Origin of the sequence: Microbacterium sp. UBA3394, from assembly GCF_002358725.1 — a bacterium.
In the GTDB taxonomy this organism is placed as follows: domain Bacteria; phylum Actinomycetota; class Actinomycetes; order Actinomycetales; family Microbacteriaceae; genus Microbacterium; species Microbacterium luteum.
In genome coordinates this window covers 1-10867 of sequence record NZ_DEPK01000048.1, presented here as the reverse complement: position 1 = coordinate 10867, position 10867 = coordinate 1, and the positions used below count along the sequence as shown (strand labels likewise).

Genomic DNA, 10867 nt, shown 5'->3' with positions numbered 1-10867 from the left:
GCACGGCAGCGAAAGGATCGCGCGGTTCGGGAAACGGCTCGTCGGCTCTTGCCTGGGTCACGGTGGAGAACAGGCGCATCCCGGACAGCCCATCCGTCATGGCGTGGTGGAACATCATCCCGACCGCGACGCGACCGTCGGTCAGGGCGGTGATCCGGATCCGCCAGAGCGGATGCCGCAGCGAGAAGACCGGATCCTCGGCACCGGAGAGGCGCCGCAGGTCTGCGGTGGCGGGATCCACAGCAGCGTCGGAGAACACGAGGTGGCGATCGAGATCGAAGTCGTCGTCGGGCACCCAGGCCGGCGGTGTCAGCCCCAGGAAAGAGCGCTGCAGGCGAAGGCGGAAAGACTCGGTGCTCGCGACGGCGCCCTGCACGAAGGCGCGGATCCGTACTCGATCGAGGGAGCCGTCGGGGCGCAGCAGCGGGCCTCCCTCGGCGATCAGCAGGCCGGGGGTCTGCATGTTCTCGAACGAGATGTGGTTGGAGACGTAGCCCTCCTCCCAGATCTGCATGAACTCGGCGTGCGGCCGGGTCAGCCGCACGGGTGCGATCTCATCGCTCGCGGTCACAGTCGTCGACATCGGTACTCCTCAGGAAGCCAGGCGCGGCTCGGTCACGGTTAGAACGGTCAGCGGGGATCCCGTGAGAACCGATCCCGCGCTCCGCAGAATCAGGGGGATGGCGACGATGCCGCTGGCGTCGGCGACCGCGATGTGGCACACCGCCTCGGCGTCGTCGGGTGCGGGCGCGGCGGATACCTCGAGCGTGCGGAAGTCGCGGCCGAGCCCCTCGCCGGTCGCCTTCGCGGCCGCCTCCTTGGCGGTCCAGGTCGGAGCCAGCCAACGCCGTCGCGCGAGTGAGTCGAGACTCTCGGAGCGTGCCGCTTCGGCTGGAGAGCACATGCGCCGACGCAGGGCCCGGGAATCGAATGCGGTGAACGGTGCCGCTTCGACATCGGCGCCGATCCCGTCACCGGCCCCGACCGCGACGAGCAGAACGTCACCGCTGTGCGACACGGAGAAGTCGGCGTCGAGCCCTCGAAGTCGGGGCTTCTCGCCGCCCGATCCCCGATCGATCCCGCGCCAGCGCAGTCCGAGCTCGCGTGTCACCATGTCTTCGACCCACCGTTCGGCGATGTGCGTCAGTTCCCGGCGCGGCGCGTCGCAGCGCCCGAGCACCCAGTGCACGGCGCGTTCGCGCACGTGCACGATGCCTCTCTTCGGCGGCGCATCGGTGTCTCGCGACATGGTCAGCGGCAGGGTTCCTCAGCCGGCCGCGACCCGCGCGGCGAGCCCTTCGCCGAGTTCACCGAGCGTGGCGAACTCGCCGAAGAAGGTCGGATCGACGGCGACGGCGTACGTGTCTTCGATGTCGCCGCAGAGCGTGAGTACGTAGATCGAGTCCAGGCCGAGCTCGGTCAGGGGCGCATCGGGGGTGATGTTCGCGGGATCGACCTGGTCGTAGAAGGTGATCCTGTCGATGAGCCAGGATGTCATCGACGACACAGCATCGGTGGGAGCGGTCGTGGTGTCGGACATGTTCTCTCCTTGCATTCGTAGGGTGCGGGCTGGTCGCTCGCGGTCAGATGGCTGCCGGGGCTGGGGATTCCAGACCGACGGCGTGCAGGTAGGGCATCGCGCCCGAAGCGACGAGCCCGCGCGCCGGAGCACGGCGCACCTTCCCGGTCGGGGTGCGGGGCACGCCTCCGGCCGACACGAGCCCGATCGCGATCGCGGGCAGGGAGAAGCGCGTGACGAGTTCGTCTTCGAGACGCTCGAGGAGCGTCTCGACCGGTTCCCCGGCCAGCTCCGGGTCGTACTCGATCACGAGGGCGATGCGCTGGCCGGTCTCCAGCTCGAACGCCGCTCCGACACCGAGCGCCGGTGACAGCGCGGCTGCGGCGGACTCGATGTCCTGGGGGTGGATGTTGCGTCCGCGCAGGATGATGACATCCTTCAGGCGACCGGTCACGTAGAGCTCGCCATCGACGATCGTGCCCAGGTCTCCGCTGCGCACGTACGAACCGTCGTCATTCGGCAGCGTGAAGCCGAAGGTCTCGGCCGTCGCGTCGGGACGGCGGAAGTATCCCGGGGAGACCGCGGGGGAGGAGATCCAGATCTCGCCCAGCACGCCGTCGGGGAGCGCCTCGAGGGTGTCCGGATCGACGATCGTGACGCGGGTCTCAGCGCTCGGGACACCGCACGAGATGAGTTCGACGGCGTCCTCCGCAGTCGACGGGACAAACTCTCCCGTGGCGAGGCGGTCGGCGTCGACGTGGCTGACGGTGTACGGCACCCCCAGCGGCTTCGAGGTGATGAACATCGCCTCGGTCATCCCGAACGCGGGCGCGACCGTCGTCGGGTCGAGCCCTGTCGAGGCGAAGCGCTCCGCGAAGGCGGCGACCGTTGTCGGTCGCACCGGCTCGCTGCCCGAGACGAAGCATCGCACGGTCGACAGGTCGAGGTCGGCAACCTGTGCGTCGGTTGCGAATTTGACGCACAGATCGAAGGCGAAGTTGCCGGCCAGGGTGAGCGTCGCACCGTGCGTGGACATGAGCTGCAGCCACGACATCGGTCGGCGTTGGAACTGCTCGGTCGTGGTGAGCACGACCTTCCCGCCGTTCACCGCCGGCACGAGCACCTGCATCATCAGGCCCATCGCGTGATGCAGCGGCAGCCAGCCCACGAGCGTGGAGGTCTCGTCCGCGGCGATGAGCTCCGCCGCCGCGTCTGCCGTCGCGCGAAGGGCGCGGTGCGTTCCCATCACACCCTTCGGATCGCCGGTCGATCCCGAGGTGAAGAACAGCCAGGCGATCGCGTCGGCGTCGATCGCGGGCGGCATCCACGCGTCGGCGTCTCCCGCCTCGAGCAGCTCGCTGAGGACGGCGATCGGGATGTCGATGTCGGCCGATGCCAGCACGGGGGCCAGGGTCTCGTCGGTGACGATGACCGCAGCTCCCGCCGCACGAGAGATGGCAACGACACGCTCGGCGACCATCGCGGGCGGCAGACCGTATCCTGCGACCGCGGTCGGGACGAAGGCTGCGCCGGCGTAGAGTGCCCCAAAGAGGGCGTCGACCCATCCCAGTCCCGGGCTCAGCGCGATGACGACGCGATCCCCGACACCGATGCCCTGCCCGGTCAGTGCCTGCGCGACGGCGCGGGAGCGTCGATCGAGGTCGCCGTAGCCGCGGAACTCCGACGTGTCGAGGCTCGAGTGGAAGAGGATGCCGCGATCGTCGCCGTGCGCGGCCGCGGTGGCCTGCAGGCAGTCGTGGGCGAGAACCGGCGGAAGCGACATGCTCCGGACTCCTTCGTGATGGATGATGAGCGGTGGCGGGTGGGTGACCTGCCGGGCCGGAGGTCGCTGGGATGTGGGGTCTCCGGCCCGGCAGTCTCGTCAGGCGGGAGTGAGCACTGGGCGGAACCCTGACGAGTAGAGAGGGCGCAGCGTGCCGGACTCGATCTGCGAGCGCGTGGGCATGCGGCGCACCTTGCCGGTGGGCGTGCGGGGGAGGGTGCCCTCCGCGACGAACGCGACAGCGAGCGACGGGAGGGAGCTGCGTGCCATGAGCGTCTCTCGCACGCGTGGGCCGAGAGTGTCGATGCTCTCCGGGGTCTCGGCGAGGGCTTCCTCGCTCACCTCGAGCACGACACCGACGACCGAGGGGTGCCCGGTGAGCTCGAATGCGGCGCCGATGCCGACCGCGGGCGAGACCGTGCGGGCGGCGGCCTCGATGTCCTGCGGGTACAGGTTGCGACCCCGCACGATGATCATCTCCTTCAGGCGGCCCGTCACGAACAGCTCGCCGTCGAGGATCGCGGCGAGGTCGCCGGTGCGCATGAAAGCGCCGTCGTAGCCGGTCAGGGCGTGACCGAAGGTCTCGGCGGTCGCGTCGGGTCGACGGAAGTATCCGGGGGAGACCATCGGGGACGCGACCCAGATCTCTCCGACGATGCCGTCCGGCACCGGCTGCAGCGTCTCGGGGTCGACGATCACGACCTGCGTCTGGCTGGTGGGGCGACCGCACGAGACCCACTCGACGGTGCCCTCGCCGTCGGCGGGCACGAGCTGACCGTTCTCGAGTCGTTCGGCGTCGAAGCGCCGTATCATCAGGTCATCGTCGGGGAACTTGCCGGAGATCATGTTCGCCTCGGTCATGCCCATGACCGGTGCCACCATCTGCTCGGTCACCCCGGTCGAGCCGAACCGATCGAGGAAGGCGTGGAGCGTCTCGGGGCGCACGGGCTCCGAGCCCGAGAAGAGCACCTTCAGGCTGCTGAGGTCGAGTTCGGCGATCTGCTCGTCGGTGGCGAGCTGGGTGACCAGGGCGAAGGCGAAGTTGCCGGCGGCGCTCATGGTGCCGCGATGCCGGCTGATCAGCTGCAGCCAGAGGATGGGACGGCGCTGGAACTGCTCGGTGTTGGTCGCGACCGCTTGCGCGCCGTTGACCGCCGGGATGATGACCTGCATCATCAGCCCCATGATGTGGTGCATCGGCGCCCAGCCGACCAGCGTCGCCCGCGGACTGCTGTCCCACAGGTCCTTCGCGGCATCGGCGGTCCCGATCACGGTCGAGTGCGTCGCGATGACGCCCTTGGGATCCCCGGTCGACCCCGACGTGTACAGGAGGTAGGCGATCGCGTCGCCGTCGAGTGCCGGCATCGACCACGCGTCCGCGTCGCCGTCAGCGAGGAGATCTTCGAGGAGGAGCACCTCCATCTCGAGCGCATCGGCGTCGATGCGCTCGAGCACGCCGGCGTCGGTGATGAACACCGTGGCCTCGGCCGCGCGGGCCATCCCGGCGATGCGTTCTCCGATGACCGCACCGGTGCCGTAGCCGGCGACGGGAGCGGGGATGAAGGCCATCCCGGCGTACAAGGCGCCCCACGCCGCATCCGCCCATTCGAGTCCGGTGGACAGCCCGATCACGGCCATGTCGCCGATCCCGTGCCCGCGCGCGTTGAGCGCCTGCGCGACGGTGCGGGCGTTGCGGTCGAGGTCGCGGTAGCTGCGGCGACGGGACGAGTCCGGCGTGTCGTAGTAGAGGATCCCATGGGAGTCGCCGACGGTACTCGCGGTGTGACGGAGCGCGTCGACGAGCGTGGGGTGCGGAGCGGTCATCATCGTCATCTTTCGGTCGGGTGGTGCCGGATGGGTCTCACGTCGGTGTGGCGGCGGTGCGGTGTGTTCGTGACGGATCTTCGGGTGCGGAGGGAAGCCCGAACACGGTGCTGCGCGCGCGGGGGTACCCGTCGCGCCAGTCGCCCCGGCGCCGCCACACCTCATCCCAGGTGGGGTTTCGGCGGCGCAGCAGCGCGCCGAGTTCGAGGAATCGGATGCCCATCTCGCGCGCTGGCGTCGGCCACGACGTGCGGAGCACCGTGGCCTTGCCGGCCATGACCATGCACATCTTGCGTCCACTCGAAGAGGTCGACCCTCCGACGGCGTGCACGATGGTGGCGGACGGAACCACGACGGGGTGCAGTCCGCGAGCGCGGGCACGGTGCGAGAAGTCGGCGTCTTCGCCGTAGAGGAAGAAGCGCTCGTCCATTCCGCCCAGCTGCTCCCAGTGCGTGCGTGTCGTCAGGAGCAGGCATCCCGTGATGATCGGCACTTCCCGCACGGTGTCGCGCTGCCAGCGGCCGAGCGATTCGGGGTCGAAGACGCGGGATCGCTTGAAGGCGGTCGACAGGCCGGTCGCGAAGCACAGGAGCGACCACAGCGACATCGCTCCCCAGCACGAGCTGGGGTCGGTCGTTCCGTCCGGACGCAGGGTGCGACCGCCATAGACGCCGAAGAGGGGGTGGGTACGTGCGAACGCGACGAGGTCGTCGACCGCCCCTGGGAGCACCTCGGTGTCGGGGTTGAGGAGCACCACATACGGAGCGGCGGAGTGGCGTACGCCGAGGTTGACGCCTGCCGCGAAGCCGAGGTTCTCGCCGGCCTCCACGACGGCGATGTCGGGAAACTCCTGCCGCAGTGCGACCGCGCTGCCGTCGGATGACCCGTTGTCGACGACCACGACCTCGAGCGACGTCGCGGTGTTCTCGCGCAGGGTGCGGATCGCGGTGGCCGTCTCGTCCCGCGTGTTGTAGTTGACGACGATCACGGCCGCCTGCGCGCTGCCGTTCATGCCGCGTCCTCGACGGGCTCGGTCTCGACGGGCCCGGTCTCGACGGGCCCGGTCTCGATGGGCTCCGTGCCGCCGCGCCATCCCAGCACGCGTGCGGGGACGCCGCCGACGATGGCGGCGGACGGGACGTCTTTCGTCACGACCGCGCCCGCGGCGACGATCGCGCCGTCGCCGATGGTGACCCCCGCCACGACGACGGTGTTCGCACCGAGCCAGACGTCACGCCCGATGGTGATATCCCGCTCGGTCTTCGGCTGGTCCATGACGAATTCGCCGGGGTCGGTGCGGTAGTTCGATGCGGTGATGGTCACGTGCGGCGCGAGGAGGCACTTCTCGCCGAGGGTGATGCGTCCGGTGGCGTTGCCCGCCCAGATGATGCTGTGCTCACCGATGTGGGTGCCGGCGCCGAGACGAATGCGTTCGGCGTTGCGGAACGAGACGTTCGGCGCGAAGCTGACGTCGGCGCCGCGGTCGAGCAGTCTCACCTGCTGCACGTGCGAGTACGCCGCGAAGTGAAGCAGGCGGAACGCCTGTGCATACGTGCGGGGATCGACGAGCGATCTCAGCACTCCGGACACCTTGCTCACGACCCGACCTCCTCTGCTCGGACGCCGTCGACCCGATCGCCGCCGCTTGCGGGAACGGCTTCCGGCGGATCGGTGTCGACGAAGTTCTCGCCGCTGACCGGGCGCCATCGCGCCGCGACGAACCCGGCGAGGACGCCCGCCACGTAGGCGCGCTGGGCCGCGCGGCCCCGTCGGGTACGCGCACGGCGGACGGAGCCGATGGCCGCTCGGCGGATCACGATGCCGAGCAATGCCCAGCTGCTCCCGGGGTGTGTGCGACGCCATTTCGCGAGCATCGCGCCGACCCCGCGCCCGTAGGCGGCGTTGAGCGCGGTGTAGTCGTCGTCGCCTCGCGTGTTGACGTGTGTCACCGCGGCGGCCGAGACCCGTGCGAGCCGCCCCGGCCCCGTGAGCACGCGGCAGAACATGTCGAGATCCTCCGCGCCGCCGAAGCGGCGGCCCGCGCCCAGAACGGGGTCGAACCCGCCCGACGCGAGCACGCTGTCACGGCGGAACGCCATCAGAGCGCCGTGCCCGGCGTCCAAGCCGTCTGCGACGCAGGTGAGAACGTCGACGGCCGGCGGGGGTGCTGCGGATCCGTCGCCGTGGTCGCGAAGGCGTCCGGTGACGCCGATGATGGCGGCGTCGGCGAACGGAGCGATCAGCGGCGAAAGGAATCCCGGGTCCACGGCGCAGTCGTCGTCGGTGAACACCACGATCGGACGATCCGCGGTGGCGAGGCCGAGGTTCCGTGCGATCGAGAGGCCGGGCACGTCGGAGCGGACGTATCGGACGCCGGCCGCTTCGGCCACGTCTCGGGTGGCTGTGGTGACCGAGGCGGAATCGACGACCACGATCTCGGCGCTGCGCGTCGCCCGGACAATCGCGGCGAGCGCCGCCGCGAGCATCTCGGCGCGGTCGCGCGTGCAGACGACGATCGTCACGTCGGATGCCGTCGGCGGCGTGCTGCGCGCCGCCGAGGTTTGGAGAGAGTTCTCCACCCCAGTGTCCTTCCCCCAGAAAAGGTCAACGGCACCGGTTTTCCCCAGCGGCGCCGTCGTCGCGACTCACATTCGCGGGTTTCGGTGCCGGTTGCAAGCGTCAGCGGCGTTGTGCGATCGGTCTTCCCACCGTGTTAACACGGACGCAACACAGCGGTGGGAAAGTTGTCGAGCGGCCCGGCACTGCGCCGCCTCCGTGCCGGTCCCTGGGGACTTCGGATCGTCATGGAGCTGAACTCAGGGGGAGAGTACGGTGCCCATGGAACAACCTACGTATCTGCGTCGACTGCTGAACCAGAAGGTTCTGCTCATCATCGGATTCGTCGTCGCGGTGGCGGCCGGCCTGCTGGCGGGGTTCACCGTCGAGGACGGCCAGATCGAGCCGCGAGCGGACCGCTCCTATATGGCGTCGTCGACCGTGCTGCTGACGTCGCCGCAGCCGGACTACTTCCAGGTCGAGATCCCGGGGGAGACCACGGCGCTGCCCCAGGCCGACGACCCCGAGGCGCAGGAGGTCGTCGTGCAGGACCCGACGCCGATCAACCTGTCCGACAGTGCGATCATCCTCGCCTACATGGCGTCCAGTGACGAGGTGGCCACCGAGGTCGCCGCACGCATCGGCGACTTCGAAGACGGCGAGGGGATCTCGGCGGTGCGCCGCACCACCCAGCCTGCCGGTGACGAGCAGTTCGGGGGGCGTCTGACCCTGCCGATCATCGACATCGTCGGCGTCGCCACCTCGGCCGAGCGGGCGGAGGAGATCGCCGCCGTGGCGACCACCGTCTTCGGCGAGATGGTCCTCGCCCAGCAGGAGGAATGGGGCGTGGCCGAAGACATCCGGCTGAGTCTCGACGAGCTGAACGCCCCCGTCGCGGGCGATCCGGAGGGCGGAAACCCCGCCATCCCGGTGGTCGTCGTGACCGTCGGCGTGTTCCTGCTGTTCGTCGCGCTCGCCCTCATCATCGAGGCCGTTCGCGATCGCCGTCGGCGTCGGACCGGATCCGACGAGGACGACGTGAACGATGACGCCGGCGCTGACGATGAGGACGATGTGCCTCACGGACACGCGGATGAGGTGCCCGAACCCGTCGAAGAGCGTCAGAAGGAGCTCGTCGGGGCAGGTTCGGCCGAAGCGGAGGCCGCTCCGCGCTCTCGCCGTCGCCGGTCGGCTCACGACGACTTCGATGAGCTGCTGAACCGGGACGACGCCGCTTCGCGCGCGTAGGGGGCCTTCGGTGTCGGTCGACTCTCAGACCACCGCGCACTCGCTCACGCCGAGCACTCCGAAGCGGGGCACCAGGCCCTGGGACGTCGTGCTCGCGGTAGCGGTCGGAGCGGTCGTGATCGTGGCGGTGCTCTTCCTCGATCCGCTCATCATCGGCGGGGTGCTGCTCGTCGTCGCGGGACTGTTCGTGGTGCGCCGCGGCTTCTTCAACTGGACCACGATGCTCTTCGTGCTCACGGCGGTCGTGCTCTTCGTCCCGATTCGTCGCTACGCCCTCCCGATCCAGGTGGGCTTCGCCCTCGAGCCGTACCGGGTGCTCATCGCCGGCCTGCTCATCGCGCTCGCCGTCTCGATCTTCCGGCGAGGGGCCTCGTCTCTCAAGCCGGTCGTGTGGGGGTGGCCCATCGCGATCTTCCTGTGGGCGATGTTCGCCTCGCTCATGGTCAACGCCGTGACCCTCACGGAGACCGAACTCATCTCGGGCGGCTTCGCGAACATCTTCCAGCTCGCCTTCCTGCTGTCGGTGATCGTGCTGACGCGTCAGATGCTCTCGACGGAGCTCGTGACGATGATCCTGCTCAACGTCATCGTCTTCGCCGGTGCGTTCGTCGGCTTCTTCGCCTTCGTCGAGCGCCTGACGCGGCAGAACATCTTCCTCATGCTCCACCAGTTCCTGCCGCTGACGATCCTGCGCGACGACGCCGAATCGCTCCGCGCCGGCGGGGGGAGGGCGTACGCCTCATCCCAGCATCCGATCGCCCTCGCGGTGCTGTTCTGCATGATCATTCCGATCGCGATCTACCTGATGAAATTCAGCCCGTGGCCGCGGTTCGCCTTCACCCGCAAGCTCGTCTACACGGCGGCGATCGGCGCGATGCTGGTCGGGATGCTCTCCGCGGTCTCACGCACGGGCGTCGTCACCCTCGGGGTGATGTTCCTCTTCCTCCTGGTGTTCCGGCCGAAGCTCGCCGGGATCCTCATGGTGATCGGACTGCCGCTGCTGGTGGTGGTGGGCCTCGTTCTGCCGCAGCTGGTCGAGACGATGGTGCTGTCGCTGTTCGATATCGAGGGGGTCATCGCCTCGCAGCTGACGAGCCCCGGGATGGCCGGGCAGGGGCGATTGGCCGACCTTCCCGATGCCTTCGACGAGTTCGCGCAGTATCCGCTCGCGGGCACCGGCGTCGGAAGCCGCATCGTCGTGGGCGACGACGCGAACGCCCAGATTCTCGACAACCAGTGGCTCGGAACGCTGCTGGAAGCCGGCGTGCTCGGCATCGTCGGTCTGGTGGCCCTGTTCGTCTGGCCGGTCTTCGTGATGATGCGCTTCACGCTTCGCTCGTCCGCGCCCGAGAGTCGTCGCTTCCTCACGTTCGCGATCGCCACATCGGCCGTCGGATATGCCACGGCGATGTTCTTCTACGACGCCTTCGCCTTCATGCAGACGCTGCTGCTGCTGAGCATCCTCTACGGGGTCGCGGCGTGGGCGATGACCGAGGGCAAGGACGCGTGGGAGACGACCACCCGCGACGCGACGGCGCTCGAGGCTCGGGTCGCCGGATGACCGCGCTGAGCGTCGTGATCCCGGCGCACAACGAGGAGGCGGTCATCGCCCGGGCACTGCGCGGGCTCCTCGATTCCGCTGCCGACGACATCGACGTGATCGTCGCGGCCAACGGCTGCAGCGACGAGACGGTGTCACGAGCGCTCGCCGTCGACCCCCGCGTGCGCGTGGTGGAGACCGGAACGGCGTCGAAGATCGCCGCGCTCAACCTCGGGAGCGACGCCGTCGTGCGCTATCCGGTGGCGTTCGTCGACGCCGACGTGCGGGTCTCGGGCGAAGACCTGGCGACGCTTGCCGCCCGCCTCGAGGCCGACGCGACGCTCTTCGTGGCGGCGCCGGCCATGCAGGTGACCCCGTCTCGCTCGTGGTGGGTGCG

General features: G+C 69.3%; 11 protein-coding genes. 3 read left to right on the top strand and 8 right to left on the bottom strand.

Annotated elements, in window-relative coordinates; all coding sequences use genetic code 11:
• From B4E30_RS02465 to B4E30_RS02430, 8 genes are all read right to left on the bottom strand, one after another.
• Window positions 1-583, bottom strand: a 583-nt coding sequence (locus B4E30_RS02465) for a wax ester/triacylglycerol synthase domain-containing protein (protein ID WP_286793332.1), incomplete at its 3' end; no start/stop codon positions are given.
• Window positions 584-592: 9 nt separating this feature from the next.
• Entirely contained in the window at window positions 593-1249 is a 657-nt protein-coding gene (locus B4E30_RS02460; protein ID WP_286793331.1) for a 4'-phosphopantetheinyl transferase superfamily protein, read from the bottom strand.
• An 18-nt stretch (window positions 1250-1267) separates the two neighbouring features.
• Complete coding sequence (locus B4E30_RS02455) at window positions 1268-1540, bottom strand: acyl carrier protein (RefSeq protein WP_194383756.1); 273 nt, start codon at window positions 1538-1540, stop codon at window positions 1268-1270.
• Between the two features lie 43 nt (window positions 1541-1583).
• Entirely contained in the window at window positions 1584-3302 is a 1719-nt protein-coding gene (locus B4E30_RS02450; protein ID WP_286793330.1) for an AMP-binding protein, read from the bottom strand.
• A 99-nt stretch (window positions 3303-3401) separates the two neighbouring features.
• Window positions 3402-5126 (bottom strand): fatty acyl-AMP ligase, encoded by a 1725-nt coding sequence (locus B4E30_RS02445; RefSeq protein ID WP_286793329.1) that lies wholly within the window; start codon window positions 5124-5126, stop codon window positions 3402-3404.
• Window positions 5127-5163: 37 nt separating this feature from the next.
• Window positions 5164-6138, bottom strand: coding sequence for a glycosyltransferase family 2 protein (locus tag B4E30_RS02440; RefSeq protein ID WP_286793328.1), 975 nt, complete (start codon window positions 6136-6138; stop codon window positions 5164-5166).
• Complete coding sequence (locus B4E30_RS02435; protein WP_286793327.1) at window positions 6135-6725, bottom strand: acyltransferase; 591 nt, start codon at window positions 6723-6725, stop codon at window positions 6135-6137. The genes B4E30_RS02440 and B4E30_RS02435 overlap by 4 nt, the downstream gene beginning before the upstream one ends.
• The gene (locus tag B4E30_RS02430) at window positions 6722-7705 is read right to left on the bottom strand and encodes a glycosyltransferase (protein WP_286793326.1); all 984 of its coding nucleotides are present in this window, start codon (window positions 7703-7705) and stop codon (window positions 6722-6724) included. Before B4E30_RS02430 ends, B4E30_RS02435 begins: the two co-directional genes overlap by 4 nt.
• A gap of 259 nt (window positions 7706-7964) precedes the next feature.
• Between B4E30_RS02430 and B4E30_RS02425 the strand changes: the two genes are divergently transcribed.
• The 3 genes from B4E30_RS02425 to B4E30_RS02415 all read left to right on the top strand — a co-directional run.
• Window positions 7965-8930, top strand: coding sequence for a hypothetical protein (locus B4E30_RS02425; protein ID WP_286793325.1), 966 nt, complete (start codon window positions 7965-7967; stop codon window positions 8928-8930).
• A gap of 10 nt (window positions 8931-8940) precedes the next feature.
• Complete coding sequence (locus B4E30_RS02420) at window positions 8941-10491, top strand: O-antigen ligase family protein (protein WP_286793324.1); 1551 nt, start codon at window positions 8941-8943, stop codon at window positions 10489-10491.
• Window positions 10488-10867, top strand: a 380-nt coding sequence (locus B4E30_RS02415) for a glycosyltransferase (protein ID WP_286793323.1), incomplete at its 3' end; no start/stop codon positions are given. The genes B4E30_RS02420 and B4E30_RS02415, both read left to right, overlap by 4 nt.

Excerpts from the sequence above, each read along its gene's own strand:
- B4E30_RS02425 (WP_286793325.1), top strand. The coding sequence starts at position 7,965 with ATGGAACAACCTACGTATCTGCGTCGACTGCTGAACCAGAAGGTTCTG.
- B4E30_RS02445 (WP_286793329.1), bottom strand. The coding sequence starts at position 5,126 with ATGACCGCTCCGCACCCCACGCTCGTCGACGCGCTCCGTCACACCGCG.
- B4E30_RS02450 (WP_286793330.1), bottom strand. The coding sequence starts at position 3,302 with ATGTCGCTTCCGCCGGTTCTCGCCCACGACTGCCTGCAGGCCACCGCG.
- B4E30_RS02460 (WP_286793331.1), bottom strand. The coding sequence starts at position 1,249 with ATGTCGCGAGACACCGATGCGCCGCCGAAGAGAGGCATCGTGCACGTG.
- B4E30_RS02455 (WP_194383756.1), bottom strand. The coding sequence starts at position 1,540 with ATGTCCGACACCACGACCGCTCCCACCGATGCTGTGTCGTCGATGACA.
- B4E30_RS02440 (WP_286793328.1), bottom strand. The coding sequence starts at position 6,138 with ATGAACGGCAGCGCGCAGGCGGCCGTGATCGTCGTCAACTACAACACG.